Source organism: Natronorubrum tibetense GA33 (genome assembly GCF_000383975.1).
Classification (GTDB): Archaea; Halobacteriota; Halobacteria; order Halobacteriales; family Natrialbaceae; genus Natronorubrum; species Natronorubrum tibetense.
Genome location: NZ_KB913017.1, coordinates 3,560,857 through 3,585,846, shown reverse-complemented (window position 1 = coordinate 3,585,846; position 24,990 = coordinate 3,560,857). Strand labels below are relative to the sequence as shown.

Annotated in this window: 27 protein-coding genes, 1 tRNA gene and 3 pseudogenes; 21 read left to right on the top strand and 10 right to left on the bottom strand. The window is 62.4% G+C overall.

Going from position 1 to position 24,990, the window contains the following annotated elements; all coding sequences use genetic code 11:
• Nucleotides 1–45: 45 nt before the first annotated feature.
• Nucleotides 46–690 carry a helix-turn-helix domain-containing protein gene (locus NATTI_RS0118425; RefSeq protein ID WP_027119212.1) on the bottom strand — a complete coding sequence of 215 codons (645 nt, stop codon included), beginning with the start codon at nucleotides 688–690 and terminating at the stop codon, nucleotides 46–48.
• A 190-nt stretch (nucleotides 691–880) separates the two neighbouring features.
• Between NATTI_RS0118425 and NATTI_RS0118420 the strand changes: the two genes are divergently transcribed.
• From NATTI_RS0118420 to NATTI_RS25555, 6 genes and pseudogenes are all read left to right on the top strand, one after another.
• On the top strand, nucleotides 881–1,546 hold the full coding sequence (locus NATTI_RS0118420; RefSeq protein WP_006088398.1) for a helix-turn-helix domain-containing protein: 666 nt from the start codon (nucleotides 881–883) through the stop codon (nucleotides 1,544–1,546).
• Between the two features lie 58 nt (nucleotides 1,547–1,604).
• Nucleotides 1,605–2,012, top strand: a complete 408-nt coding sequence (locus NATTI_RS27670) for a DUF7344 domain-containing protein (RefSeq protein ID WP_449289288.1) — start codon at nucleotides 1,605–1,607, stop codon at nucleotides 2,010–2,012.
• Nucleotides 2,013–2,469: 457 nt separating this feature from the next.
• On the top strand, nucleotides 2,470–3,003 hold the full coding sequence (locus NATTI_RS0118410) for a cob(I)yrinic acid a,c-diamide adenosyltransferase (RefSeq protein ID WP_006088400.1): 534 nt from the start codon (nucleotides 2,470–2,472) through the stop codon (nucleotides 3,001–3,003).
• Between the two features lie 156 nt (nucleotides 3,004–3,159).
• Nucleotides 3,160–3,438, top strand: coding sequence for a DUF7553 family protein (locus tag NATTI_RS0118405; protein WP_006088401.1), 279 nt, complete (start codon nucleotides 3,160–3,162; stop codon nucleotides 3,436–3,438).
• A gap of 40 nt (nucleotides 3,439–3,478) precedes the next feature.
• Nucleotides 3,479–3,553: transfer RNA gene (locus NATTI_RS0118400), tRNA-Val, on the top strand.
• A gap of 266 nt (nucleotides 3,554–3,819) precedes the next feature.
• Nucleotides 3,820–4,815, top strand: a pseudogene (locus NATTI_RS25555) (IS630 family transposase).
• Between the two features lie 294 nt (nucleotides 4,816–5,109).
• Here NATTI_RS25555 and NATTI_RS0118390 read toward each other — a convergent pair.
• A complete protein-coding gene (locus tag NATTI_RS0118390; RefSeq protein ID WP_027119211.1) occupies nucleotides 5,110–5,553 on the bottom strand; it encodes a pyridoxamine 5'-phosphate oxidase family protein in 444 nt (147 codons plus the stop codon).
• 133 nt (nucleotides 5,554–5,686) lie between these two features.
• Here NATTI_RS0118390 and NATTI_RS0118385 point away from each other — a divergent pair, with 133 nt between their 5' ends.
• Nucleotides 5,687–6,124, top strand: coding sequence for a universal stress protein (locus tag NATTI_RS0118385; RefSeq protein WP_006088404.1), 438 nt, complete (start codon nucleotides 5,687–5,689; stop codon nucleotides 6,122–6,124).
• A gap of 114 nt (nucleotides 6,125–6,238) precedes the next feature.
• Here the strand turns inward: NATTI_RS0118385 and NATTI_RS0118380 are convergent, their stop codons facing one another.
• Both NATTI_RS0118380 and NATTI_RS0118375 read right to left on the bottom strand, forming a co-directional pair.
• Nucleotides 6,239–6,982 carry a class I SAM-dependent methyltransferase gene (locus NATTI_RS0118380; RefSeq protein ID WP_006088405.1) on the bottom strand — a complete coding sequence of 248 codons (744 nt, stop codon included), beginning with the start codon at nucleotides 6,980–6,982 and terminating at the stop codon, nucleotides 6,239–6,241.
• A gap of 9 nt (nucleotides 6,983–6,991) precedes the next feature.
• Entirely contained in the window at nucleotides 6,992–7,381 is a 390-nt protein-coding gene (locus tag NATTI_RS0118375) for a DUF2267 domain-containing protein (RefSeq protein WP_006088406.1), read from the bottom strand.
• A 256-nt stretch (nucleotides 7,382–7,637) separates the two neighbouring features.
• Here NATTI_RS0118375 and NATTI_RS0118370 point away from each other — a divergent pair, with 256 nt between their 5' ends.
• A complete protein-coding gene (locus NATTI_RS0118370; protein WP_006088407.1) occupies nucleotides 7,638–8,111 on the top strand; it encodes a universal stress protein in 474 nt (157 codons plus the stop codon).
• A 183-nt stretch (nucleotides 8,112–8,294) separates the two neighbouring features.
• Here NATTI_RS0118370 and NATTI_RS0118365 read toward each other — a convergent pair whose 3' ends face one another.
• Nucleotides 8,295–8,720 (bottom strand): universal stress protein, encoded by a 426-nt coding sequence (locus NATTI_RS0118365; protein WP_006088408.1) that lies wholly within the window; start codon nucleotides 8,718–8,720, stop codon nucleotides 8,295–8,297.
• A gap of 152 nt (nucleotides 8,721–8,872) precedes the next feature.
• On the opposite strand from NATTI_RS0118365, the gene NATTI_RS0118360 reads away from it, so the two are divergent.
• A complete protein-coding gene (locus tag NATTI_RS0118360) occupies nucleotides 8,873–9,760 on the top strand; it encodes a universal stress protein (protein WP_006088409.1) in 888 nt (295 codons plus the stop codon).
• A gap of 128 nt (nucleotides 9,761–9,888) precedes the next feature.
• On the opposite strand, the gene NATTI_RS0118355 is transcribed toward NATTI_RS0118360, so the two are convergent.
• Nucleotides 9,889–10,617, bottom strand: coding sequence for an SDR family NAD(P)-dependent oxidoreductase (locus NATTI_RS0118355; protein ID WP_006088410.1), 729 nt, complete (start codon nucleotides 10,615–10,617; stop codon nucleotides 9,889–9,891).
• A 136-nt stretch (nucleotides 10,618–10,753) separates the two neighbouring features.
• Here NATTI_RS0118355 and NATTI_RS0118350 point away from each other — a divergent pair, with 136 nt between their 5' ends.
• The 3 genes from NATTI_RS0118350 (at nucleotide 10,754) to NATTI_RS0118340 (ending at nucleotide 15,277) form a co-directional block, all read left to right on the top strand.
• A complete protein-coding gene (locus tag NATTI_RS0118350) occupies nucleotides 10,754–11,917 on the top strand; it encodes a thiolase domain-containing protein (protein ID WP_006088411.1) in 1,164 nt (387 codons plus the stop codon).
• Between the two features lie 2 nt (nucleotides 11,918–11,919).
• Nucleotides 11,920–12,291, top strand: a complete 372-nt coding sequence (locus NATTI_RS0118345) for a Zn-ribbon domain-containing OB-fold protein (protein ID WP_006088412.1) — start codon at nucleotides 11,920–11,922, stop codon at nucleotides 12,289–12,291.
• A gap of 157 nt (nucleotides 12,292–12,448) precedes the next feature.
• Nucleotides 12,449–15,277: a cation-translocating P-type ATPase gene (locus tag NATTI_RS0118340; protein WP_006088413.1), complete on the top strand. Its 2,829-nt coding sequence runs from the start codon at nucleotides 12,449–12,451 to the stop codon at nucleotides 15,275–15,277.
• Nucleotides 15,278–15,574: 297 nt separating this feature from the next.
• Here NATTI_RS0118340 and NATTI_RS0118330 read toward each other — a convergent pair whose 3' ends face one another.
• Nucleotides 15,575–16,225, bottom strand: a complete 651-nt coding sequence (locus NATTI_RS0118330; protein ID WP_006088415.1) for a cytochrome b family protein — start codon at nucleotides 16,223–16,225, stop codon at nucleotides 15,575–15,577.
• 341 nt (nucleotides 16,226–16,566) lie between these two features.
• Here NATTI_RS0118330 and NATTI_RS0118320 point away from each other — a divergent pair, with 341 nt between their 5' ends.
• The 5 genes and pseudogenes from NATTI_RS0118320 to NATTI_RS27530 all read left to right on the top strand — a co-directional run.
• Complete coding sequence (locus tag NATTI_RS0118320) at nucleotides 16,567–16,806, top strand: hypothetical protein (protein WP_006088417.1); 240 nt, start codon at nucleotides 16,567–16,569, stop codon at nucleotides 16,804–16,806.
• Between the two features lie 218 nt (nucleotides 16,807–17,024).
• Nucleotides 17,025–17,276, top strand: a complete 252-nt coding sequence (locus NATTI_RS0118310; RefSeq protein ID WP_006088418.1) for a hypothetical protein — start codon at nucleotides 17,025–17,027, stop codon at nucleotides 17,274–17,276.
• Nucleotides 17,277–17,361: 85 nt separating this feature from the next.
• The gene (locus NATTI_RS0118305) at nucleotides 17,362–18,123 is read left to right on the top strand and encodes a proteasome assembly chaperone family protein (RefSeq protein WP_006088420.1); all 762 of its coding nucleotides are present in this window, start codon (nucleotides 17,362–17,364) and stop codon (nucleotides 18,121–18,123) included.
• A 51-nt stretch (nucleotides 18,124–18,174) separates the two neighbouring features.
• Nucleotides 18,175–18,642, top strand: coding sequence for a universal stress protein (locus NATTI_RS0118300; protein ID WP_006088421.1), 468 nt, complete (start codon nucleotides 18,175–18,177; stop codon nucleotides 18,640–18,642).
• An 18-nt stretch (nucleotides 18,643–18,660) separates the two neighbouring features.
• A pseudogene (locus tag NATTI_RS27530) lies at nucleotides 18,661–18,893 on the top strand (sugar phosphate isomerase/epimerase family protein); the annotation flags it as partial.
• Nucleotides 18,894–19,017: 124 nt separating this feature from the next.
• On the opposite strand, the gene fer reads toward NATTI_RS27530, so the two are convergent.
• Nucleotides 19,018–20,247 (bottom strand): ferredoxin Fer, encoded by a 1,230-nt coding sequence (fer, locus tag NATTI_RS27365; RefSeq protein ID WP_006088422.1) that lies wholly within the window; start codon nucleotides 20,245–20,247, stop codon nucleotides 19,018–19,020.
• A gap of 197 nt (nucleotides 20,248–20,444) precedes the next feature.
• Between fer and NATTI_RS0118285 the strand changes: the two genes are divergently transcribed.
• The 3 genes from NATTI_RS0118285 (at nucleotide 20,445) to NATTI_RS0118270 (ending at nucleotide 22,186) form a co-directional block, all read left to right on the top strand.
• On the top strand, nucleotides 20,445–20,849 hold the full coding sequence (locus NATTI_RS0118285; protein WP_006088424.1) for a universal stress protein: 405 nt from the start codon (nucleotides 20,445–20,447) through the stop codon (nucleotides 20,847–20,849).
• Between the two features lie 188 nt (nucleotides 20,850–21,037).
• Entirely contained in the window at nucleotides 21,038–21,457 is a 420-nt protein-coding gene (locus NATTI_RS0118280) for a universal stress protein (RefSeq protein ID WP_006088425.1), read from the top strand.
• A 243-nt stretch (nucleotides 21,458–21,700) separates the two neighbouring features.
• Complete coding sequence (locus NATTI_RS0118270; protein WP_006088426.1) at nucleotides 21,701–22,186, top strand: hypothetical protein; 486 nt, start codon at nucleotides 21,701–21,703, stop codon at nucleotides 22,184–22,186.
• Nucleotides 22,187–22,370: 184 nt separating this feature from the next.
• Here the strand turns inward: NATTI_RS0118270 and NATTI_RS0118265 are convergent, their stop codons facing one another.
• Nucleotides 22,371–23,282 (bottom strand): universal stress protein, encoded by a 912-nt coding sequence (locus NATTI_RS0118265; protein WP_019992024.1) that lies wholly within the window; start codon nucleotides 23,280–23,282, stop codon nucleotides 22,371–22,373.
• Nucleotides 23,283–23,837: 555 nt separating this feature from the next.
• Between NATTI_RS0118265 and NATTI_RS27090 the strand changes: the two are divergent.
• Nucleotides 23,838–24,239 (top strand): annotated as a pseudogene (locus NATTI_RS27090) (DUF4010 domain-containing protein); the annotation flags it as partial.
• Between the two features lie 159 nt (nucleotides 24,240–24,398).
• On the opposite strand, the gene NATTI_RS0118250 reads toward NATTI_RS27090, so the two are convergent.
• Nucleotides 24,399–24,917, bottom strand: a complete 519-nt coding sequence (locus tag NATTI_RS0118250) for a DUF2267 domain-containing protein (protein WP_006088429.1) — start codon at nucleotides 24,915–24,917, stop codon at nucleotides 24,399–24,401.
• Nucleotides 24,918–24,990 lie beyond the last annotated feature (73 nt).

Here is a 24,990-nt window from a genome sequence, read left to right as displayed (position 1 = left end):
ATACTGATAATACAGGGGGTTTAAAAGGAGCAGCTATCCGAGCCGTCACGATTGACTGCTAAGCGTCGCTCCAATGAGGCGTCGATGTCCACGTCGGAGTCGTGAGGATAGTGACTGCTGGGTGATACCGATCTCGTCAGCGATCTCTTCCAGCGACGCATCGCGTGGGCTATCGAAGTAGCCCCGTTCGTAGGCCAATATCAGCGCCTCGCGTTGGGTCTCGGTCAACTCGTAGCCCTCTCCCTGGATCGGAAGCATGGCGTGGACGGCGGTGATCGCTATCGGAATGTCGTTCTCCTGGCAATACTCTCGAAAATCTGCGATCGCCTCCTGACTCTCGGCGCGCACCTCGAATCGCCACTCGTCTTTCGTACCGATTCCGGAGAGCACGACGACGTTGGCCTCTGCAAGCGCACTCAGGATGCCGAAGTACTCTTGTTCCCACTCGGCTCGCATGAGATATTCGTCTTCGACGCTATCGACCATTCGGATGTTGCTCACGCCGGCGTGTTGTTCGAACGCAGCCTCGATGTCCTCCGTTTCTGCATCGCGTACCCAGAAATACGGGATAATCAGCGTCTCGTGTGGAATCAATCGCTCCAGTTCGACGGTCACACCCGGCAAATTCTCGAACACACTCCCCAGCGGAAACTCCGCTACCGGACTTGTAAATTCCATTACAGTCGCCATGCGGAAGGGTTCGTTCGGCAGGCCAATAACCAGCATGGGTGGTGTATCATGGCTTCGAAACGAGCCAACGCAACGTTGATAGCCGGAATAATGTGTGCTGCAAGCGGGGAGTCCGGTTGGTATCGGATAGCCATGGTGCACCATGTCGTCTCCTTTTGTACGACCGGGCAATCTAGCCGCACAAGCGAGCATGAGTGTGATAACAGAGATTCGTGTCCCGTCTGATGACTTTGAACTCGGACAAATCCTCAGTCTAGAGCAAGCGTCGGCAATCGAACTCGAAACGCTCGTTCCGAGTGGGGACGCGACCGTGCCGCTCTTCTGGGTCTACGAACCGGTCGAAGGCAGCTTTCTCGATACCGTCGAACGCTATCCAGCTGTCAACAGCGTCACGGAGATGGACGTGTTCGACGACCGGACGTTGTTCAGGATGGACTGGGATGCGACCCAGGACTACCTATTTGAGTGCATCTTGGAACACGACGGACAAATACTGAGTGCGACTGGCTCACCGGAAGGGTGGAATTTCGAGATACGATTCTCAGACCGCGAGGGATTGAGTCAGTGCCAAGACTGTTGTGAGAACGCACACATTTCCCTGAAACTAACCCGTATATACAATCCAACGGACCCCGAGGCTGGTCCGTGGTACGGCTTGAGTGAGCCCCAACGAGAAGCGCTGACGCTTGCCGTCCGAATGGGATACTACGACATACCACGGGGCTGTACGACCGCGGAGTTAGCTGCCGAACTCGGGATTTCCGATCAGGCAGTGACGGAGCGACTGCGTCGTGCCATTAGTACGTTCGGGAGGTACGCACTGCTTACTCCCGAGTCAGCGGCGCACGTGGACTGACTAGTTCCATTATACACCATGGGGCAGGACCAGATAGTTGGACCTATGTTGTGTGTGTATGGATAAGAGTCGAAAGTTGGGGACACGTGATATCCAGTCAATTGATGCGGGTTCCGGTTCTTCGGGGCGTGAGAGACCGATCTCCCCCGATACGGTTCTGTCGGCAGTAGCGAGCGAACACCGACGCGCCATCCTCAACGCGTTGGACGATGCAACTGAACGGACACTGACATACGATGCGCTCGTAGATCGCGTTGCAGACCGGGTTCGGGACGAAGACGCGAACTGGGCGTCCGACGAACACCGACAACGCGTCCGGATCGCACTTCGCCATACCCATCTTCCAAAACTCGAGGAGGCACGGATAATCGACCACAAGACTGAAACGGGTCATATCCAGTTTACTGGCGGTGAACTGGAACAGCAAATCCTGCGGTTAGTCGAGCCGTACGACATCCACGAGTGAGAGATGGGCGTGAGTGAGGATACGTAGCTCCCGTTTCAAACTCATCTCACCTACTCAACCTGATGGTGTTATTCCCAACAGAAGAGGAGGAGCTCCATTCAGTGAATCGCTGCGATTCAGGATGGGTGGGAATTGGGGAGTCACGTGTCCTGACCTCGCAACAACGCACGGACTTTCGAAGGTTTCCCGGACCAGACTATCGGTTTCGGCATCTTCTTACCGATAAATAATTGAGATCGTTCAAAGAACCATCAGAGCATTCAAACACCGATCAAATAGCTTGAAACGATCGAATCCAAAACGCTGAACCAATCCTCTGCATGCAATTTCTATCAGGGGTCGGTCAGATCACAATCTGTCGCGTTACATCGTTCGCCTGTACTGACCGTCGGGTGTTCCAAGCTGATCGCCCACCGATGCGTCAGTAGTTAAGTAGCCACCGTCCGTCGAATTAGGTATGACGATCTACACCGGTCGCGGCGACGACGGACAGACCGATCTCCGGAATATGACCCGCGTCTCAAAGACCAGCGCGCGCATCGAGGCCTACGGGACCGTCGACGAACTCAACGCCTTAATCGGAACGATTCGACCAACCGGCTACGACGATGTCGACGAGCAGTTGCGAACGGTCCAGAACCACCTCCACGTCGTGCAGGCGGACTTCGCGAACCCCGACCCCGACGATGACGATCCCGCAGTGCGAGCCGAGCACGTCGAGACCATCGAAGGCTGGATCGATGCGTACGACGAAGAACTCGAGCCACTGACCTCTTTTATCCTACCGACGGGCAGCGAACACGGTGCAGCGCTCCACCACGCCAGAACCGTCTGTCGGCGCGCCGAGCGCCGGGCCGTCGCACTCGCCAGCGAGGAGCAGATCAACGAGCAAGCCGTGCAGTATCTGAACCGGCTCTCGGACGGCCTGTTTACGTTCGGTCGCGTCGTCAACAAGCGCGACGGCGAGCCGGAAGACTCGCCCCAGTACTGAGTCAGTTGCCGCTACTCGACCGAAATCGATACCGCTAACCGCCTGACTTGGGCTCGAGATCGACTCGAACGTCGGCGTCGGGATCAGTACCGCCCCCATCCTGTTGCCTACGAAAGGGCTATATTGGATGGGGTCCTCCCCTTGGTAGAAGGTCCCATGAACAAGCATTTCGACGACAGCCGCTACTACCTCAGCCGCGCCGGCGAACACGCGAAACTCGGTCTCAGCGAAACCGTCGAGCCCTACGCGAGGCGAGTCCGCGAACTGATCGGCCGCGAGTCCGAACCGGAGCCCGAACCGAACCGCCTCGAGGCGGTTCGAGACGGCGTGGTCGATCTGGAGCGCAACGCCGCAGGACAGGCTCGTGGGGTCGTGGGGAGCGCTCGAGCGACGCTCTCGCGGTCTGACGCGGCCGACTCAGCCGACGACCGCTGAAAGGAAGTCTTAAGTTATACGCACGGATACGATTCCGTGCGGGTTGGTGATCTAGTCCGGTTATGATACCTCCTTCACACGGAGGAAGTCGGCAGTTCAAATCTGCCCCAACCCATTTTTGACGACGCAATGACGACGAGCGTAGCGAGGAGTCCGTGTCGTCAAAAATGGTCGGCAGTTTGAACTAGACGAGACGCACGCAGCGAGAGCGCGGTCGCAACGCGACCGCGATTGCGAACGGCGCGAAGCGCCGTGAGCGAGCACGTCTCGGCGTGGTTCAAATCTGCCCCAACCCACTAATTTTGCTGCGAGCAATCCGCGAGCAGCAAATTCGGTACGAGGCCGTTAGAACTTTCTACTCATATGTTGTGGTCAGGTGTAGTGGATCATCTCGACGAGATCTCTGTCGAGGAATTGCAAGATGCACTCGACAACGTTGAACGAAAGAAGTCGACACAACGGCTATTAGCGGCAATAGCGTACAAAACGGTATTACGCAGACTGAACTGGCCGAGTGGTACGGCGTTCAGCGACGGACGGTCTATAGCTGGCTCGAGCGACTCGACACCGACGAATCGCTTGAGCAGGCAATAACTGATGTTCAACTATCTGAGAGAAATCGCAAGCTCTCAAAAAATAAGCAAAAAGCGTTCGAAGAAACCGTCCGCGAATCTCCTGGGAAAATTGGGATCGACGCGCCGGCGTCCACGCCGGCGCTCGTCCAGCAGTATCTGGCGGAGACGTACGATGTCGAGTACTCGATCCCGAGTTGCCGGAGGTTTCTCAAGGAAGCGGGATTACGCTAAGAAAAATCACGCCGTACAGCCGCCGAGTCTGATGCTCCCGACCAGGAGACGTTTCGTGAGGAACTGAAAGAAAGCGGCGGGAAATGGGCGCCACAGTAGTTTGTGTCGGCCAAACAAGAACCCTGTCCAAGTTTGACCGCGTGCCGTGTGGTTTCCGCGCGGCACGCGGCCGTCTGTCGAATTCTTCGGGTGACGTGACTTGACGTCTCTGTTGGGTGAAATCACCGATAACGGTGATCGCTTTTTCGCTCAACTCGAGGAGCACGGCACCGTCAACTACGCAGACATATCACTTTCAGATTATAGAAAGGGTTTGTAGATATCTGATCGTTGTATTGAATAGAGCGCCGGACTTTCCGGTGTCGACTGTCACGGACTTGACGGCCGGTAACAACCTCGCCTTCGTGAGGCTCCCTTCGTACTCGCCGCAGCCGAATCCGGTCGAAAATGCTGGAGAACCCTTCAAGCATCCCTCAGCAATCGCTTCTTCGACTCACTCGAGGACCGCACAACAGCGATCGACATCGTTTTTGACCAGTCCCAAACCCTCGGTGTGAGCAATCATTTCTAAAGGCTACTATCTCGAGTCGGGACCTGCGAACGGCTCGACATGCCGATCGTTGACGTAACGGCTCGCGTCGCGGAGAGCATCCTCGAGGATCGGATCTGCCGCCGAAGCGCGACTAGCGGCGGTGACGTGAAGTACCTCCAGAACCCGTGGATTCCGACCGTCGAGTGCGCCGTCCCGACCGACACCACCCACGTCCACGACGAGCAGACGATCGACGCACTCGCTACGACCGACGAGGCCAACGCGAGGCTGTCAGCGGCACTCGCCACCGTCGTAGGACGTTTCCTCATCGAGCTACTCCACCGTTTTTCGGCCGGTGAGCGTCTCAATCTCGAGTTCGTAGATCTCGAGCTCGATCGCCTCGATGTCCTCGTCGAAGACCCTGAGCTGGAGGAACGATCGGTTGACCGCCGTCGGATCGAACGCCTCACGTTCGTCGCCGGTGAGTTTTCGGACCGGACCGGTCGCAATGACGCTCCAGGAGTCGCCGGCCTCGTCGACATCGTATAGCGTGAGGCATGCGGCGTTGGTGTCCTCAATATACGATAGCTTCGTGTCCTCTGACTCGCTCGACAGCCGGAGGTAGAGCCGCCCGTTCTCGTAGTGGTGTGCGACTGGGATCGCGTAGGCGTCGTCCGCGGACGCGAGCCCGAGAACGCTGGTGTCGGTTTCCTCGAGCCGGGACTCGACCTCATCGTCGGTTATGCCGACCGTGTAGACGTACTCGATTCGATCCATGGTCGAACGGACGTCGCCGCCGGATAAGAAGCTGACACACCAGAGCGCCTGCGCAGTCTCTCGCGCCCGCCGTTTTTTCCACCGTGTCGAGTCGACGGGTGGTATTTTATCGGTGCGGGTCATCCCCTCCGACATGACGAAACACGTACTCGTTCCGCTGGATGGATCCGATCCGTCGTGGACTGCCTTCGATCACGCGCTCGACCAGCACGCCGGGGATCGAATCTCGGTACTCAACGTCGTCGATCCCGCCGAAGGCGTTTACCCGGGGCCGGAAGGAGGCTACTACGATGGGACGGTCTTCGATCACGCATTCGAACGCGGCGAAACGCTCTGTGAGCAGGCGCGCGATCGACTCGAGGAGCGAGGCGAGCACGCGGAGACGATCCTCGAAACGGCCGTCGAAACGGGCCGTCCGGCGCGGACGATCATCCAGTACGCCGAGGAGCACGACGTCGATCACGTCGTCCTCGGGAGTCACGGTCGGAAAGGCGTCTCGCGGGTCCTGCTCGGGAGCGTCGCCGAAACGGTGGCTCGCCGGGCGCCGGTGCCGGTGACGATCGTTCGCTGATCGCCCGGCCGACGGTGGTCCGCGATATCCGTCGTACGGTCTGCTGTAGCGATGTACCGGTGCAACCCCAGGACCGCTCGCGGTTGTACCGCCACTGACTTACAGTAGTCCGTCTCAGTTCGGCCGACACAGGACGACTTCGACCGGCAGCCGCCAGGCGCGTTCGTCGCGCGTCTCGGCGATCCGAAACCCCGCTTCGCGAAGCGTGTCACGGACGTAGATCGGTCGACAGTCGACCTTCGTCGGGAACCGATCGTGGACCGACTCATAGAGCCGCGTGACGGGCCCGTCATCGCGCCGGGACAGTGAGACGACACAGAGGCGTCCGTCCGGAGCGAGCACGCGTCGCCACTCCGCGAGGACGTCCAGAATATCGGGCGTGTCGAAGAGTTCGAGGACGAAACTCGCGAACAGGGCGTCGAACGCGCCGGTCCGGACCGGCATCGTCGCCGCGTCGCCCGCGATCACGATGCCCGGGTCGAGTCCGGTTGCCGCGAGCGCCCGCCGCGATTCGCGACACATCCCGTCCGCCAGGTCGATCCCGACGGCGGTTCCATTCGGGCCGACATTGTTGGCGATCGACACGAGCGCGGTTCCGGTCCCGCAACCGACATCGAGGACGCGCTCGCCCGGCGCGGCGTCGAGCACGTCCAGTCCCGTAGCCCGGGCCGACCTCTCGAACGGATCGGCGATCGCGTCGTACCACCCACTGAGCGCGTCGTACCACTCGCTGGCGGCCGCCTTGGATCGCGGGACGGTGGCGATCGGGCCCGGCGGCGCGTCCGCCGCGTTCCAGTTGGTCGGCTCCCTCGGGAAGACCTCACTGCCGTCTTCCGGCGGGTCCTCGAGGGCAGTCACGTCGCGTACTCACTCCGCTTCCGCCTCGATCAGTTCGAAGAGCGTATCGAAGTCATCAGGCAGTTGCGCGTCCGCTTTGTCGATGTTTCCTGGAGGAACGACCTCGGCAACGAGCGCGACGATCTGCTGGGCGTGGTAGTTCGCGTCGGCTCGATCGACGCCGCCGCGTTCGGCGACGCGGTCCAGGAACTCCCCGTAGTCGAAGCGCTGGCCGTGTTCGGCCTCGGTCAGGTAGCGATCGATCTCCATCGGGAGCGGGCTGGCGAGGTCCGTCGCCTCGCCCTCCTGGAGGCGCTCGCCGAGCGTGGTCAGGACGGCCCGCGTTGCCCTGACGGCCTGTCCGAACTGTGCGTACTCGAGTCTGTGCTGGACCTGTCCGACGAAGTCTTTGTAGTTCATGATGACGGTGATGGGGCGCTGCCGGTTCCGGCGCGGGACTTTTCGGACCCATCGCGGGGCCGAGCGGTCTCTCGCGCGATCAACTCGCCCCGGAGTACGTCGTCCCCCGGAATAAAGGTGGGGCTGGGAAGCGTCGTGTTCGAGGATCCCGGTCAGACGCCGGCCTCGGTCCCCACTGTAATCGGAATGTGCCGTTCCCATCGCGAATCGACGATCTCGGATAGAGCTTTCCGCCTCCACGACATACGTCCCGTCGATGTCTCGCCAGCTACTTGTCCCAGTCGACGGTTCACCGCTTTCCGAACGTGCGCTCGAATACGCGTTCGACGCCCACGACGACGTCTCCGTCGTCGCGCTTCACGTGATCGATCCGGCGGATCCGGGGTACAGCGCGCCCATGGATGTCGACGTCAGGACAGAACCTTCGCACGGATCCGAGGCGTGGTACGATCGCGCCGGGGAGATGGAAGAAGCGATTTTTGAGGACGTTCGCGACCTCGCGGCCGAGTACGACGCGGATCTCACGACGGAATCCGCGGTCGGCGACCCGGCCCGCCGGATCGTCGACTACGCCGAAGACCACGACATCGCCGCGATCGTCATGGGCAGCCACGGGCGATCCGGACAGACGCGGTTGTTGCTCGGCAGCACCGCCGAACTGGTCGTTAGTCGGGCGCCGGTCACCGTTACCGTCGTCCGCGACGAAGACGCCGACGCAGGTCTCGCGTAATAGACCCGGACGATTGCCCGCGGTGGCGACGCAGCCGATCGCCAGCGCGTGCCACTCGTTCGTCAGTTCGCGCCGTTCAACCCCTCCCGGACGAAGCAAGCACGCGACCGAAGCGGGTGCGACGGGGACTTCCGTAGTGGTTTCAGTCTTCGAACGCCGTTCGAAGCGGTCTACTGCGGATATTTATCGGACAACGAGGACAGGGATAGGCGCTCGGCTGACGACGGTCTCGGCGACGCTCCCGAGCAGAACCCGCGAGACGCCCTCGCGGCCGTGGCTCCCGATCACGATCGTGTCGTAGTCCTCGTGTTCAGCCCGATCGACGATGATCCGGTTCGGCTTGCCGAGGACGACCTCGGTGTCGAGGGTCGCGTCGTGGTCGCTCGCGATCGACTCGGCCTCGGTGAGGATCTCGCGGCCGCGCTCGCGGGCCTCGTCGACGTTCGGGATCCGGTCTTCGGAGTCCTCAAACGCGGCCCAGTAGCCTTCCGGTGTCGGGACGACGTAGAGGGCGGTGACCTCCGGGTCGGTGAACATCTCGAAGGTGTATTCGAGCGCCTTCTCGGACGGCGGCGACCCGTCGTACGGAACGAGAATTCGGTCGTTCATGGGTCGTTCTACGATGCCGCCGACTATAATATCACGGCGTCCTTCCATCGATCGCCGGTCGCGCTGTCGCCGTCGGTTCGCGACGACCGCTCTCGAGGTCCGTCTTTAAGCAGGTCCTCGTCCTACGGTCGAGTAGAGGTTTCCCTCGCACTATGTCACGACACGTCCTCGTTCCGATCGACGGGGCTGGGCAGTCCTACGCCGGCCTCGAGTACTGTTTCACATCGTTCCCGAATGCGACGCTCACCGCGTTACACGTCGTCGATCCGTCGTACGACCACTACACGAGCGTCGGTGAGTCTGATCCACCCGAGAAACGCGCCGAGGAACGCGGCGAGCGGTTCCTCGAGCGGGCGACGGACCTGGCTGACGACCACGGCCACGAGATCAGGACGGAACTTCGAACCGGTCGGCCGCACACGGAGATCCTGTCGGTGGCGTCCGAGGAGGACGTCGACCACCTCGTAATGGGGAGCCACGGCCAATCACCGATCACCAGCCCCTTCCTCGGTCGCGTCAGCGAGGCCGTGGTTCGCCGATCGCCCGTTTCGACGACGATCGTTCCCGAAGCGCCGACGGCGATCCGCGAACGCGACCTTCCGGGTCGCGTCCTCGTCGCGGTCGACGGCTCCGAGCAGGCCGAGGCAGCGGCCGCGTACGCTATCGAGACGTTTCCGGACGCGTCCCACACCCTGCTAAACGTGGTCAATCTCGGATTCGATCACGATCACGTGGACGTCGAGGGGACCTACCTCGACGAGATCCGCACGGCCCACGAGACGCGCGCCGAGGAGATCCTCGAGTCTGCCGCTGCGGTCGCCGCGGAGCGCGGCGGCGATGTCGAGACGGCAACCGCCTACGGGACGCCGGCCGCGGAAATCGTCGACTACGCCGACGACGAAGGCTACGACCAGATCGTCATGGGGAGCCACGGCCGATCGCTGGCCGCCCGACTGTTGATCGGCTCCGTCGCGGAACGGGTCGCGCGCGACTCGCCGCGAACGGTGACGCTGGTCCGGGGTGAGCCGGAGACGGCGTGACGGACCCGGTTCCCACTCTATGTCGCCGTTGGGCCCGATGACTTCGTCGTGTATCCGCGTAGTCGCCGGTGAGAAACCGCACCACGACGTCTTCCGTGTCGGCGAACCGATCGAGCGGAATCTCCCCGTCAGAACGCCGTCCAGCCGCCGTCGACCGGGATGTTCGCCCCGGTGATGTACGACGCCTCGTCGGACGCCAAAAACGCGGCCATCGGGGCAATCTCTTCGGGTTGGCCGTGGCGATCCATCGGCGTTTTTTGTTCCATGAAATTGTAGAAACGCTCGTCCTCGAGCAGGTCTTCGGTCATCGGCGTCTCGACGAAGCCGGGACAGATGCTGTTAACGCGGACGCCCTGATCAGCGTAGTCGATCGCAACCTGCTGGGTGAAGTTGATCACGCCACCCTTCGCGGCAGAGTAGGAGGCGGCACCCTGCCCGCCGACGAGTCCGTAGATCGAGCCGAGATTGATCACGCTACCGTCGGACTCCTTGAGGTGTGGCAGCGCGGCCTTCGTACCGTGCATGACGCCGTCGAGGTTTGTCTCGATCACGTTCTCCCACTCCTCGAGTTCCATCTCCTCGACCGACGTCACGCTCGCGACGCCGGCGTTGTTCACGATCACGTCGAGGCGACCGTGCTCCTCGACGGTGCCCTCGACGAGCGCCTCGACCTGTTCGTACTCGCGGACGTCGCAGTGTTCGAACTGACAGCCGAGGTCGTCGGCTACCGCTGCGCCCGTCTCCTCGTCGATGTCGGCGATGACGGCGGTTGCGCCGTCCTCGAGAAATCGGTCGGCGATTGCTTTACCGATACCGACCGCGCCACCGGTGACGATTGCGATCTTGTTGTCAAGCATTCGACGCTCCCTACATTGAGGGCCTACAAATCCGTTTGTGTCGTCCCAGCAATTGATATGTCCTATTCTCTGTATGTCGTGTTTGAATATCAATCACTAGGGGTATTAAGAGCCGTATTGTGGTAGCGGTCGGCGTATGACCGTCCAGATCGCTGGCGTCGCCAGCACGCCGTTCGGGAAACACCCCGATTCGTCGACACGCGAGTTGTTCACTGACGCCGCACTCGATGCCCTCGAGGACGCATCGCTGCCGGTTCACGACATCGAGGAACTGTACGCCGGCAACTTCATCGGCGATGTCACCGACGACCAGGCCCACGTCGGCGCGATGCTCGCGGACTACCTCGGCGCACGGCAGGCTGCCTCCATGCGAACTGAGAGTGCGTGTGCCTCCGCAAGTTCGGCCGCCAGATCGGGCGCACAGGCGATCGAAGCCGGCGACGCCGACGTTGCCCTCGTCGGCGGCGTCGAGATGATGTCCGCAAGCGGCATTGGCGAGGTCACCGACGCGCTCGCAAACGCTGCAGACAACGAGTACGAGAACGAGGCCGGACTCACCTTTCCCGGCATCTACGCGCTGATGGCCCAGATGTACATGAACGCGTTCGACGTGACACAGGAGGATCTCGCCGCCGTGGCGGTGAAGAACTACGAGAACGGCGTCTCCAACCCCCTCGCACAGCGCCAGGAGGAAACTGACATCGAGAGCGTCCTCGAGTCGCCACCGATCGCGACGCCGCTCAATCTGCAGGACTGCTGTCCGATCACTGACGGCGCGAGCGCGGCCGTCCTCGTGAGCAAGGCTTACGCCGACGACCACGGCCTCGAGACGACTGTCGAGTTCGCCGGCAGCGGCCAGTCGAGCGACTCGCTCGCGTTACAGGATCGGCCGGATCTCGCCCGAACGCGGGCTGCTGAACGGGCCGCCGAGGACGCCTACGAACGCGCCGGAATCGGCCCCAACGACATCGACGTTGTCGAACTCCACGACTGTTTTACCATCGCCGAGATCCTGGCGATCGAATCGCTCGGCTTCTTCGAACGCGGCGAGGGAAGCCGCGGCGCACTCGAGGGCGAGACGGCCGTCGACGGCCGCATTCCGGTCAACACCTCGGGCGGGCTACTGGCGAAGGGCCACCCCGTCGGGGCGACCGGTGTCGCCCAGCTCGTCGAGATCACGAAGCAACTCGAGGGTCGCCATCCGAATCAGGTGGACGATCCGACGGTCGGGCTCACGCACACGGTCGGCGGCAGCGGGGCGAGTTGCGTCGTCAACGTGCTGCGAACGGGGGGTGCGTAACCATGCAGCCGTGGTTTATCGACTTCGCCGAGGGAATCGACGACGGCGACCCGATCTATCTCGCCTGCGAGGAGTGTGGCTCGACGGCATTGCCGCCGCGGACGGTCTGTCCGGAGTGTGGTACCCGAACGCTCGAGGAACGGCCGCTGTCGGAGACGGCGTCGGTAACGGCGTCGACGACGATTTTCAGTTCGATCCCGGCGTACGCCGACGAGACCCCCTACACAGTCGTCATCGCGACGTTCGAGGAGGGCGTCCGTCTCACCGGGCAGCTGCGAGGCGCTGACGAGGTCGAACTCGAGGAGACGGTGACGGTCGGCGTCGAGCAACGCGGCGACGACGGCTGGTTGGTCACGTTCTCCCCGACCGGCTAATTCGGTCTGTTGGGATTTTCATTGGAGCGACCGAAAGCGGGTTTTCGGTCGACACGGTTCCGTTTCCAGCTCCGAACGAGTCGCAATAATTGCGGGCAATTCCCAGCCGTCGGGGATTGCGACTAAGTACTCCGCTACTGTCACCAACGATAGACACGTGTCACGGACAGCAGAATACGAGCGGACCGAGCCCGCGTCGGAGAACGACTGGCACTCGAGGCCGCTCGAGGACGTCTATGACGAACTCGAGACGTCTGACGAGGGGTTGTCGTCGGACGACGCTCGGGCGCGTCTCGAACGCGAAGGACCGAACGAAATCGAGGCGACAGAGGGCATCTCTCCGCTACAGATCTTCATCGACCAGTACAAGCCGGCGCTGATCTGGGTGCTTATCGTCGCCGCGGCGGTGATGGCGTTCGTCGGTCACACGATCGACGCGGGCGTCATCGCGGCCGTAGTCGTCTTCATCACCGTTTTTGGGTTCCTTCAGGATTACCGGGCCGAACAGAGCATTCAGGCCCTGAAGGAGATGTCGACGACGTACGCGCTCGTTCGGCGCGGCGGCGAGAAGACGGAGATCGACGCGACGAACGTCGTACCCGGTGACATTATCTTCGTCGAATCGGGCGACATCGTCCCCGCCGACGCCCGGATCATCGAGGAGTCCAACCTGAGCGTCGACGAGGCGGCTTTGACGGGGGAGAGCGTCGGCGTCTCCAAGGAAGTAGGCGAGGTCGCCGAGGAAACCTCGCTGGCCGAGCGCGAGAACATGCTGTACAAGGATACCGTCGTCGAGCGCGGCTCCGGGACGGCGGTCGTCGTCGAGACCGGTCCCGAGTCCGAGATCGGCCAGATCGCGACCGCGCTCGAGGAGGCCGAAGATCGCGACACCCCGTTCCAGGCCGAGATGGATCGTCTGGGCAAGATCATCGCGGCGGGTGTGATCGGCATCGTCTCGATCATCGCGATCACCGAACTGGTAATCGGCGACACGCCGCCGCTGCAGGTCTTCCTGACGGCGGTCGGGATCGCCGTCTCCGCGGTCCCCGAGGGGTTGCCCGCGGTCGTCACGCTCTCGCTTGCGCTGGGGGCGCGTCGGATGGCCGACCAGAACGCGCTCGTGCGTAGACTGCCGATCGTCGAGGCGCTGGGCTCGGTCGACGTCATCTGTACGGACAAGACCGGGACGCTCACCGAGGAGGAGATGACCGTCCAGCGGATCGTCGCCAACCGAGAGACCTACGAGGTGACCGGCACTGGCTACGACACCGACGGCGAGTTTTTACAGGACGACACGCCCGTCGACAGCGAACGCGTTGCAGAGGTGATGCGTTGTGGGATGCTCTGTAACAACGTCGACGTTGGCACTCGCGAACGGGACGACGTGACCGACGAGGGGACCGGCGATGATGCGGATGCCACGACTGGCCCTGGAGAGGGCGAACGAACCTATCTCGGCGATCCCACCGAGATCGCGCTGTTCGTCGCCGCACAGAAAGCTGGGTTCGACCACAACGAACTCGACGAGGCCTACCCCCGTCTCGGCGAAGTCGACTTTACCTCCGCGAGAAAGCGGATGACGACGGTCCATCGAACGCCCGACGGGGAGACCGTCGCGTACATGAAGGGCGCTCCCGAGACGGTTATCGAGCGCTGTGATCGCGAACTCGTCGACGGGGAGTTCGTCGAGTTGACCGACGAGCGCCGTCGGGAACTCGAGGCACAGAACGAGTCGTTCGCCGAAGACGCCCTGCGCGTGATGGGCTTTGCCTACCGGCCCGACGTGCCCGAATCGCAGGCTCAGGACCCAGACGAGGACCTCGAGCAGGAGATGGTCTTCCTTGGCCTGCAGGGAATGCTCGACCCGCCCCGGCCGGAGGTTCCGGGCGCAATCGAAGGCTGTCTGGACGCTGGCATCAACGTCGTGATGATCACCGGCGACAACGCCGTCACGGCGCGAGCGGTCGGCGAGGAGGTCGGCCTGCGATCGACGCGTGTCGTGACGGGGCCCGAACTCGAGGGGATGAGCGACGAGGAGTTGACCGATATCGTCGACGACGTCGACATCTTTGCCCGTACCTCGCCCGACCACAAAACACGGATCCTCCAGACGCTCCAGAAAAAAGGTCACACAGTTGGAATGACCGGCGACGGCGTCAACGATGCACCCGCCGTCAAAAACGCCGACGTCGGGATCGCGATGGGGATCCGTGGCACGGACGTCACCGAGCAGGCCTCCGACATCGTCCTGCTGGACGATAACTTCGCGACGATCCGGGACGCCGTTCAGGGCGGCCGACGCATCTTCGACAATGTCCGCAAGTTTGTCAACTACCTGCTGAGCGGCAACGGCGGCGAGGTGACGATGATTTTCACGGGGACGCTGGCCGGCCTCGGACTGGTCATTACGCCGATCCAGGTTCTCTGGATCAACGTCGTCACCGACGGCATCCCCGCGCTCACGATGGGCGTCGACCCCGCCGCCGAGGACATCATGGAGCGCGATCCGCGGCCACCCGAGGAGGGCGTCATCACGACGCGGATCGTCACCTCGGTCGTCGGCATCGCCGCCTTCATGACGATCTGTCTGCTCCCGCTGTTTACGCTGAATTTCTACGGCGAGGTGATCCCGGGCTACGACGTGACCGGCGCGGTAGTCGGTTGGAGTCCGGATTACGAGGTCGGACGAGAACTCGCCCAGACGATGGTGTTCACCGGATTCGTCGTCTTCGAAATCGTCCGTATCCAGGCGATCCGGTACCGGTACGGGCTCGGGCTATTCTCGAACAACTGGCTCGTGCTCGCAGTCGCCGTCGCGGTCACGCTCCAGTTGCTCGTGCTCTACACGGGGACCGGACAGCTCCTGTTCGATGTCGAACCGCTTGCGCTCGTCCACTGGGCGCAGATCGGGATCGCCGCCGTCGTCTTCGCGCTGCTGATGGCGATCTTCGTAAAGGTGCAGGATCTGTATTTCGAGCGGTACTGAGCTCTACCGACGAAACCGCGAGTTCCCAACCGGATCGCTCACGCGCTCCTCTCCGCTATTGTTATCATCTACGAACTGACTGTCGACGTCCGATCGTCCTCCCGTTCGAGATTGCCTGTCTCCTCAGCGCGACGCTGTCGCGGCGTGTGAGCGAAGGAAGCATCTACAGGTCGGGTTGAGCGCGGGTCGATGTCGACTCGAGGCGGCTGTTCTGACCGCCAGTGGGACCGCTCCGTCGACGCATCGCCGCCGGACAGGTCGGGCCGACTCCGAGGAGCGATATGCCGAGGGAGACGATCACAGGTCCGGTGGATACTCACCCGTGTTCCGATATTCGGAGACGACTGCCGCGAACGCGACCACGTGGAGGACGACCACCAGGACGATCATCGCGAGGTAGATCAGGTGGAGCGGATCGTCCGAGGGAAACCCCATCTCCTCGTACGGACGCAGGTACGCCCGATCGTAGCCGTGGACGGCCACGAGCCAGAATATAACGTACGTTCCGTGACTCTGGTGCCACTTCCAGGCTTTCGGGCCGAGATAGTCGTAGGCCCTATTGTTAGACGTAAACGCCAGTACGATCGCGATGAGGACGGCCACGCTGGCACCGAACGCCCACGGGCTCATGTCGACGAGGTATCCGACCACGTCCCAATCGCGGTCCCAGAAGACGAACAGCACGTGGATCACGGACCAGATAGCGAACCAGATACCGAGTTCAGAACGCCAGTTCACGGGAAAGTTCCCGGAAAACTGACGCCTGATCGACGGCCGGATGCGCACCAGCGGGCCGATGACCATCACGAAAAACAGGATGAAGAAGGGGACCGCGGCGACGACTCGCTGGCCGCGGTATCCGACGACCCACAGCAGGACCGCGACGACGATGCTTCCGATCGCTACGCCCAAATGATGGGTGAGTTCGTTGTTTGTATCTGCGGTCATAAATCTACGGTGTCACGCGCTCGTGGCCGAATGGACATCGATTACTCAAATAAAACTGTTCCTCGACCCCACAGTTTTTCTAGATAATAGTTACAAGCATTTGAATTTTCGACACCCGATATTTTAGCGTCGTAAGCGTATCATTGAGGGTGATAATTGCGGTCATGTCCGTCTCAATCGGGGACGCTGCCGCCAGCGCGAAACCCACGCGACATCCATACCGTCCTTGTCTACCGAATCGGGCATGAACCTGTCCAGATTCAGCAATCGATGTGTTTTCGTTCCCGCTGAGACGAACGGTCGCCGAGTAGCTTACTTACCATGAGACCGTATCCCTCGATATGGGATACCTAAACTGGCAGTGCCGGCTGTACGGCCACGACTGGCACCATCCCTGGAACCACGAAGTCGTCGTCACGGAGGATATCGGCCCGGTCTACCCGCTCCGATGTGTCCGCTGTGCCGACGTGCAAATCCTCGACCGCGAGGGGACTAGCTGGTGGCCCGACGACGAGGACGGGCCGTCGATCCACGAACAGGCATTCGAGTTCGACCTGGAAGAGAAGTCCCCACGTCGGTAGTGAACCGCCGCGTCACCGGACGACCATCACCGGGCACCGGCGAACGCCTGAGGACTATCTTCGCGACGCTCCCGACCGATAGTTGCTGCCCGTGACGATTCGGTCGACGTCGTTCTGGATGATATTGTCAGGATCGATCGTCGGCATTCTCGATCCGCGGGAACGAACGGGGGGTTGTCGATGGTCGCGACCGACCTTCGAACAGGAGGGCCACACCCATGTTAGACTATTACGACAAGATCCTCGTCGGAATCGCGGGGAGTCTCCTCGCCGGGATTCTCCTCGGGACTCTAACGACCATCGCGTTCCACACCGGGCTCTTCATCGGGACGCTGGTAGCCACGCTGCTGGTCTACGACGCCATGTTTCGAAACCCGCCCCTGCCGGCGACGGATCCGCGGGTTGCGGCCGCAGCGATCGTCTGGCACGTGTTTTTCGGAACCGTCGCAGTCGCCGCGTTCGCGGTCTGAACGTCTCAATTCTCGATCGGAGCGGTCGTGAACCGATCAATCCTTGTGATATACACTAATGTTCGCGGCGGAAAATAGCCAATATATGGCAGACCAGACAGAAGCTGCGTCGTTCGAGCAAGTCGCACCGGATCCCGACGGAGCGCCGACGCTGATCGAGGGGCTACCCGGACACGGGCTCGTCGCGGCGATCGCCGTCGACCTGATCACCGACCAACTCGGGCTCGAGCACTACGGGAACGTCGCCTCTGAGAACTTTCCGCCTGTCACCACGTTCGAGAACGGGATCGTCCAGGACCTCGTCCGCGTCTACACCGGGAACGACCCGGCGGTGATGACTCTCGAGAGCGATCTCGCGCTCCCTCAGCCGGCGTTCGAACCGCTGAGCAAGTGCGTGCTCTCGGACCTTGCGGACGAGTTCGACAGGGCGATCTTCCTCGCGGGTGCGCCGGCCGAGTCCGAGGAGCAGGTCGGCGAGGTCAGCGGCGTCGGGACGACCGAGCCGATCAAGGCCGAACTCGTCGACGCGGGCATCTCGGTCCCTGAGGAACCCGGGCTCGTCGGCGGTATCACCGGCGCTCTCGTCCGCGAGTGTTACCAGGCGGACATCCCGGCCGCGCTCCTGATCGTCCGCTCGCACCCGTTCCTCCCGGACCCGCAGGCGGCCAAGTCCGTGATCGAGACCGCCCTCGAGCCGCTGGTCGAATTCGACGTCGACACGACATCGCTCGACGAGCAGGCCGACGAGATCCAACAGCGGATGCAACAGGTCGCAGAGCAGTACCAGCAGATTGCCGAAGAACAGCAGCAACCACAACAGCAGCCCCAAACCGGCATGTTCCAGTGATCCCCGTCGATTTTTAGCCGTCTCGCGTCGTTGGAGGTGGTGTGGTGAACGATGACGAACGCTGACGTCGATCCGGAGGAGTACGCAGCACAGGCACGCGACCGGTACGCGGCCGTTCTCGTCCCGACCGACGGGAGCGACGAGGCACAGCGGGCAGCCGAGCGCGGCGTCGAGTTCGCGGCCGCACTCGACGCAACCGTCCACGCGCTATCGGTGATCAAAGGGGCGGGCGCGCTGAAGCGGGATCAACTCCGCGTAGACGCCGAGCGCGACGCGGAGGAGGCCGTCGATCACGTCGCGGCCGAAGCCGATCGCGCGGGCGTGAACGCAACGAGGGCCGTCGAACCGGGCGTTCCGCACGAGGAGATACTTCAGTACGCGAGGGAACACGACATCGACCTGATCGTGATGGGAACGCACGGCCGGACGGGACTCGATCACGTCCTGATCGGCAGCGTCGCCGAGCGGGTCGTTCGCACGTCGTCGACCCCAGTGCTGACGGTCCGCCCAGAGGAGTAACGGGACGGGGTCAATGGCGGCATCGATCGCTTTTGCTTGGGCTACGGCGACCTCGTCTTGTACCTTCACGTCTCAGACGGACACAGCCGGGGTGACACCCATCTCCCGATCGGGGCCGGCGAGATTGACTCCGACATCGCCACGGACCAGCTTGCGAGGTTCGACGGAACCATCGCGATCGAGGTTTCACTGACGACGTGGCACTGTTACGTGACACTGCACGGCGAGCGAGGGCAACGCTCGAGGCCGACTCATACTCCTGGCCGTGTTCGGCTCCCGTCCTTTGTCGTCGCTCATGCTGTCTGCTGTATGTCTTTCCCGGTGGGACCGAGATCCGTCCTGCGGTCCACCGGTACATCGGTACAGCAAACCGTATCAGATGACACGATCCTGGAGGTTGTCGAGGTACTTCGCGTTATAGACGAGCCTGATCGACTCGCTGGCCGGCGTTCCGACGCACGTGAGTCGGAGGTTCTCCTCCTCGACCTCCGACTCGGAGAGACTCCGCTGGACATCCATCTCGATCTCGCCTTCGGTCACGACGGCCGCGCAGTTCACACAGCCGCCGGCCCGGCAGTGAAACGGCCAGTCCAGACCCGCCGCCTCGGCTGCGTCGAGGACGTACTCCTCGCGGCCGGCCTCGAACGTGCCATGGGCGTCGTCCTCGAGGTCGGCCTCCGCTGCCGCTTCGAACGGATCGTCGACATCCCAGCCGCGTTCGTCGACGACCCGATAGTCGAGGTACTCGACGGTCACCGGTTTCGTCCGCGGTGCGCTGAGTCCGATCACCGGCACGTCCGCGAATCGGACGACGCGCTCGGTGGTGCTCCCGAGGAGGTACCGCCGGAGCCCGGTTTCGCCGTGGGTCCCCATGACGATGCCGTCGGCGTTGTCGCCGGCCGCCACCGCGAGGAGTTGCTGGTCGACGCGGCCGCTCGGAACCGAGACGTCGAGCGTTTCGAGCGACGAGGCGCGAACACGATCGATGGCGTCGTCGACCGGCTCGAGTCCGACCACCTCGCCGTCGGACCCCGCCACGTCGTAGGTCACCGTGTCGTCGTCGAGCGACGATTCCTCGGCCACGTGGACCACGTGGAGTCGCGCGCCGGTATCGACCGCGAGGTCGATGGCGTGCTCGAGTGCGGTCGTCGCGCTGTGGCTCCCGTCGATCGGAACCAGGAGCCGATCGAACCGCGCCTCGAGGACGGTCTCGTCGTGGACCGTCGCAACGGGGACGGCCGACTCCTGCAGCGTCTGTTGGGCGACGCTACCGAGGAGGAATCGATCGAGCCCGCTCCAGCCGTGGGTCCCCATCACGACGAGGTCCGCGTCGTGTTCGTCCGCATACTCGAGTATCTCGCGGTGGACCGCCTTCCCAGGTTCGCGTATCGCCGTCGTCACCTCGAGGTCTCGCTCGGCCGCGCGGTCAGCGAGCTCGTCGACGGCACGCTCGCTCTTATCGTCGTCAGCACCGAGGAGCCCCGACTCCTCGACGTGGAGGACGTGCAGCGTCGCATCGAACCGCGCGGCCAGTTCGACGGCGTACTCGCCGGCGCGTTCCGCGACCGTACTCCCATCAGTCGGAACGAGGATTGTTTCGTACATCTCGCTGTCTACTCTTTGACGGCCGTCCAAAAGTAACTCCCGCTCGAGGTCGGGGGGTAGCGAACGACCACGAACGGAACCGTCGCCCGTTTGATGTCGGCGTCCCGGAGCGGCATCGCTCGCTGGACGCCGAACCGTCACGACGTGTGACAGACCGGATAACTATATGTCGTGTCCGGTTGTGGCATCCTACATCGATGTACGACACGATACTCGTGGCGACCGACGGCAGTGAGGCCGCGACCCGTGCGACCGACCACGCGCTCGACCTCGCGTCGACGTTCGACGCCACCCTTCACGCGATTTACGTCGTCGACACCCGCCGGTACGGGAAGGCGATGCTGGGGGACTCGGGAGAGGCGACCGCGGAACTAGAGGAACGCGGACGGGAGCTCCTGGGGGATATCGAGACGCGCGCCGATGTCGACGTCACCGTAACACTTCGTGAGGGTCGCCCGCACGCGAAGATCGGCGAGTACGCCGACGAAATCGATGCGGATCTGCTCGTGCTGGGTAACCGCGGTCTCGGCTCCGGCGGGGAGATCGGGAGCAACGCGGAACGAGTCGTCAGGTCCGTCGACCGCCCGGTAATAACGGCCTGAGACGGTCTGGTGTACCGTGTTACTGGAGCGGCCGCGAGCTGTCCTGCGATCGCTCCGGAAACGACGCACAGCAGACCATATGCGACGCGGATCGCAGTCCCGGACCAACGGCCCCCGACTGCGCCGAAACTATCAGCGATCTTCGGATGAACTATTTAGCGAGTTCCGCCGTTGGTACTCGTGTCCCAATGTACGACACAATTCTCGTCCCGACCGACGGGAGCGATCCCGCGAACCGGGCGGTAGAGCACGCGCTCGAACTCGCAGAAAGGTACGATGCTCGAGTACACGCGATGTACTGCGTCGAGACGCATCGGTACGGTGAGCCCGCCCTGAGCAGTGCGGAGATCGTCCTCGACAGGCTCGAAGAACGGGGTGCAGGGATGCTCAACGAACTCGCCGAACGGGCCGAAAACGTCGGCATCGAGTGCAACACGAACGTGTGTCACGGTCGGCCCTGGGAAGCGGTTCAAGAGAAAGGCGATGAACTCGACGCTGACCTGATCGTCATCGGGTTTCAGGGGCACGGCCACAAGCGGACGGCGAGAATCGGAAGCGTCGCCGAGCGTGTGGTCCGGACCGCAAACCGGCCGGTGCTGACTGCCTGATCGTCGTTCAGGATCGATACAACCGCGTTCGATTCACCGTTCGGACGCTTACCGAGACGCCGTTTCGATTCTCCGGCAGAAGTCGCGCGTGACCAGTCCGTTCCGCGTCGACGGCCACCGATCGCTATCGTAGCCATCGACGTTCAGTGGCCACTATATCAGTTACGAGTCCAATCAACGACCACTACTGTCTCTTGAATGATGCAAATTGATTACCACCTTTCGCCACGTTCGTCTAGTCTAATGACCGCACGTACTCGGTTCTCTCGACGGACAGTACTGACATTCGCCGGTGTAACGGGAGCAGTAGCGCTTGCAGGCTGTGGTGGCCCTGGTGACGAGGACGACGACACCAACGACGAAGACGTCGATGACGACGTGGACGTCGAAGAGTGGGAAGGCGTCGAGGAGTTCCGTTTCGAAGGACGCACGCAGGCGTGGACGGGTGTCGAACCGGATCTCATCGACGGCGAAGAGAACCCGACGCTCACCCTCATCGATGGCCAGGAGTACGACTTCACGTGGGTCAACGCCGATGGGGTAACGCACAACCTCGAGATCCGCGACGGTGACGACGAGATCATCGACGACTACGTGAGTGACGACGTCAGCGACGAAGGCGACGAAACGACGCTCGAGGGCGTCGTCGCCTCCGAGGAGATGGACGTGTACATCTGCCAGTATCACGAGTCGACCCAGGTCGGGGACATCAACGTCGAGACCGAGTGACGCGACCGGGGTTGTCGATCGCACGTCGGTACGATCCTGTCGTCGAACGATGCGACTCCCCGCTGGTCGCCCAACCGCGTTCTCGTAGGGATCCTCGGAGGCGTCCATAGATTTGCAGTCCTGAAACCGAGTCACGGACATTCCACGCCCCAAAAGAAACAGTCGGCTGACTACGAGAACCCTATCAGTCGCCGTCCATCGGCACACAGAACACCGGTACATCGGCGTTGCGAACGACGTTTTCGGTGACACTTCCGAGAAGGTGACGTTCGAGTCCGGATCGCCCGTGGGTTCCGATGACGACGAAATCAATCTCGTCGTCGGCGTAGTCCAGGATGATTCTCGCTGGCGGACCCGTCGCCACGGTTCCCGTGACGCTGACCCCGTACTCGGTCGCGCGTTCGCGGACCATCTCGAGCGCGCCCCGTCCGGGTTGGTCGAGTGTAGTCAGGACTTCATCCGGTTCCATCCGATCCGGATATCGACTCGTGTCGACCGAGTAGAGTGCGTGGACCATCGCGTCGAACGCGTCCGCGAGGGTGATCCCCCAGTCGACGGCGGCCGCTGCGCCACGGCTTCCGTCCGTCGGTACGAGGACGTTCTCGACCGTCTCCTCGGTCAGTGCGGTGTCTTCGGCATCGGGCGGAGCCACGAGTATCGGGACGCCGACCGTCCGGAGGACGTTTTCCGCGACACTCCCGAGTACGACACGTCTGAGACCGGTCAGGCCTTTCGTCCCCATCGCGACGGCATCGATCCCGTTCTCGTCGACGTAGCGATCGATGACTCGAAACGCCGTTCCGCGTTCGGTCGCCGTCGTGACTTCGAGTTCCGCATCTCGATCCCGCGCCAGCGACGCGACGGCGTCGACGGCAGTTTCGGCTTCGGCTTCGACTGTGGCCCGCTGCTCAGTGTCTTCGCGTTCGAGAACGGACGAGACGGCGTCGGCTTCTGACGTATCGACGACTGAAAGGACGTGAACGATCGCATCGGCCGTTGTAGCGAGATCGATACCCCGTTTCGCCCCCACGAGTGCCCCGTCGCTGCCGTCCGTCGGCAAAAGGACTGAATCGATCGCGTCAGTGGTCGGTGACATCGACGGAGGCTACACCCGCTCACTGATTAATTCTATGGGGTAGACACGAACGGTGCCGGTCAATTTGGTTCCAGACCTCTCGTAGGCGACTCCTCTTTCGCCCCCTCCCTACCGTGCAGCTACTCGACGCGATCGATCGCTACGGTATTTCCTGGTTAAGGCACGTATGCGTAAACTACCCGACCGTTTCGCCCGCTTCACCTAGTCGCAATCCGTACTCCCGCCATACGTCGGCCAGTTATAACAGTATTACAACTGTATGGCTGTAATTGCAGCTCCAGAAATAATGCGTTATCGGATCAACAGTGAATACGTATCGGACAGGTTTCGTTCGACTGGTGTACCGGTTCAGTTGGACTACTCCCAGCGGCGAATACTGCGATGCGAACGGCGCTTCGGACCAGCGGCGACACTCTCACCAAACGGAGTCGTCTGCTGTCCGAGAGTGTCGCCGGGGACGGGCGACTCACCGCCGTGATCGTGCTTCGCTTGATACGGTTTGCTGTACCGATGTATCGGTAGGACCGCAGGCCGGGGATCACGGTCCCACCGAAAATGGCGTGCAACACACAGTATGGTGCCAGCAGCGTCCTCGCGGTCGGACTGCTCTGGACGCTCTGGCAGCCGGTCGCCGTGATGGTCGGGCTGACCGTCGTGATTGCCGCCGTCACGTGGCACAGGAGCGAGCGCGCCGCGCGGTTCAACCTCGAGTCGCCGCTCTCGCTGACGGTGACTGCGAAGTTCTCGGTGGCGTACGCGTCCATCCTGCTCGTTTCGCTCGTCGTGGAGGCGTGGTTCGGCGACCTCAGACTGTACGCGACGGCGTTCGCGGATGGACTCGTTTCGTCGGTCGCCGTGGCAGTGAGTGCGGCGACGGTCTTCAGCGACGGCGGTGTCGGCCCACAGCAGGCTGCGGGAACGGTCGTCCTGGGGATTACCGCGAGTCTCACTGCGAAAAGCGTCCTGATCGAACTCGAGAGCGGTCGAATGCGATGGACGGCCGCAGTTCCGATGGCGCTGGTCGACGTCGCCGGACCCGTCGTCTTCGTTCTCGCGTGGCCCGGCACCGTCGCGCGTCGGTCCCTCGTCGAACCGACCGACGGTCGATCCGGATTGCTACTCGTGCGTTTCGTCGGCGGACTCACCGCCCGCGGCGTCATCGCTCTGGAGTTCGGGGTCGGGCTGTGGACCGCCACCGGTCTGTGCCTCCTGGGCGTCACCCCAGCCGCCGGCGTCGACCACCTCGAACAGCTTGCGCCAGTTCTCGTCGTCCTCGCTTTCGGGAAGCTGGTCGCGTAGCTGCTGGAAGTCCGATGGCGGCACGAGTGTCTCCACGAGGTCGATAATGATTCGTGCGTGGTAGGCACTCTCAGCCGGTTCGGTCTTGTCACCTTCGATTTCGGTGACGCGTGCGAGGAACTCCTGCCAATCGAACCGCTGGCCGTGTTCCTCGACAGCGCCGGTCATGTACCACTTGATCTCCATCGGAAGCGAGGCGGCGAGGTCGTCGGCCGCTCCCTCCGGAATCCGCTGGCCCAGGGTCATAAGCGTCGCGCGGATCGTCCGTACCGTTCGACCGGTGTCCGGTAGCTCGAGTCGGTGCTGGATCTCGCCGGTAAATTCGTCGAAATTCATCGCACTAGCCCAGTGGTCGGCCAGCGACAACAAGCTACGTGGTACTTGCCACTGCGGAAGAACGAAGCGCAGT

Coding starts and splice junctions, on each gene's coding strand:
- NATTI_RS0118425 (WP_027119212.1), bottom strand. CDS start 690: ATGGCGACTGTAATGGAATTTACAAGTCCGGTAGCGGAGTTTCCGCTG.
- NATTI_RS0118420 (WP_006088398.1), top strand. CDS start 881: ATGAGTGTGATAACAGAGATTCGTGTCCCGTCTGATGACTTTGAACTC.
- NATTI_RS27670 (WP_449289288.1), top strand. CDS start 1,605: ATGGATAAGAGTCGAAAGTTGGGGACACGTGATATCCAGTCAATTGAT.
- NATTI_RS0118410 (WP_006088400.1), top strand. CDS start 2,470: ATGACGATCTACACCGGTCGCGGCGACGACGGACAGACCGATCTCCGG.
- NATTI_RS0118405 (WP_006088401.1), top strand. CDS start 3,160: ATGAACAAGCATTTCGACGACAGCCGCTACTACCTCAGCCGCGCCGGC.
- NATTI_RS0118390 (WP_027119211.1), bottom strand. CDS start 5,553: ATGGATCGAATCGAGTACGTCTACACGGTCGGCATAACCGACGATGAG.
- NATTI_RS0118385 (WP_006088404.1), top strand. CDS start 5,687: ATGACGAAACACGTACTCGTTCCGCTGGATGGATCCGATCCGTCGTGG.
- NATTI_RS0118375 (WP_006088406.1), bottom strand. CDS start 7,381: ATGAACTACAAAGACTTCGTCGGACAGGTCCAGCACAGACTCGAGTAC.
- NATTI_RS0118370 (WP_006088407.1), top strand. CDS start 7,638: ATGTCTCGCCAGCTACTTGTCCCAGTCGACGGTTCACCGCTTTCCGAA.
- NATTI_RS0118365 (WP_006088408.1), bottom strand. CDS start 8,720: ATGAACGACCGAATTCTCGTTCCGTACGACGGGTCGCCGCCGTCCGAG.
- NATTI_RS0118360 (WP_006088409.1), top strand. CDS start 8,873: ATGTCACGACACGTCCTCGTTCCGATCGACGGGGCTGGGCAGTCCTAC.
- NATTI_RS0118355 (WP_006088410.1), bottom strand. CDS start 10,617: ATGCTTGACAACAAGATCGCAATCGTCACCGGTGGCGCGGTCGGTATC.
- NATTI_RS0118350 (WP_006088411.1), top strand. CDS start 10,754: ATGACCGTCCAGATCGCTGGCGTCGCCAGCACGCCGTTCGGGAAACAC.
- NATTI_RS0118345 (WP_006088412.1), top strand. CDS start 11,920: ATGCAGCCGTGGTTTATCGACTTCGCCGAGGGAATCGACGACGGCGAC.
- NATTI_RS0118330 (WP_006088415.1), bottom strand. CDS start 16,225: ATGACCGCAGATACAAACAACGAACTCACCCATCATTTGGGCGTAGCG.
- NATTI_RS0118320 (WP_006088417.1), top strand. CDS start 16,567: ATGGGATACCTAAACTGGCAGTGCCGGCTGTACGGCCACGACTGGCAC.
- NATTI_RS0118310 (WP_006088418.1), top strand. CDS start 17,025: ATGTTAGACTATTACGACAAGATCCTCGTCGGAATCGCGGGGAGTCTC.
- NATTI_RS0118305 (WP_006088420.1), top strand. CDS start 17,362: ATGGCAGACCAGACAGAAGCTGCGTCGTTCGAGCAAGTCGCACCGGAT.
- NATTI_RS0118300 (WP_006088421.1), top strand. CDS start 18,175: ATGACGAACGCTGACGTCGATCCGGAGGAGTACGCAGCACAGGCACGC.
- fer (WP_006088422.1), bottom strand. CDS start 20,247: ATGTACGAAACAATCCTCGTTCCGACTGATGGGAGTACGGTCGCGGAA.
- NATTI_RS0118285 (WP_006088424.1), top strand. CDS start 20,445: ATGTACGACACGATACTCGTGGCGACCGACGGCAGTGAGGCCGCGACC.
- NATTI_RS0118280 (WP_006088425.1), top strand. CDS start 21,038: ATGTACGACACAATTCTCGTCCCGACCGACGGGAGCGATCCCGCGAAC.
- NATTI_RS0118270 (WP_006088426.1), top strand. CDS start 21,701: ATGACCGCACGTACTCGGTTCTCTCGACGGACAGTACTGACATTCGCC.
- NATTI_RS0118265 (WP_019992024.1), bottom strand. CDS start 23,282: ATGTCACCGACCACTGACGCGATCGATTCAGTCCTTTTGCCGACGGAC.
- NATTI_RS0118250 (WP_006088429.1), bottom strand. CDS start 24,917: ATGAATTTCGACGAATTTACCGGCGAGATCCAGCACCGACTCGAGCTA.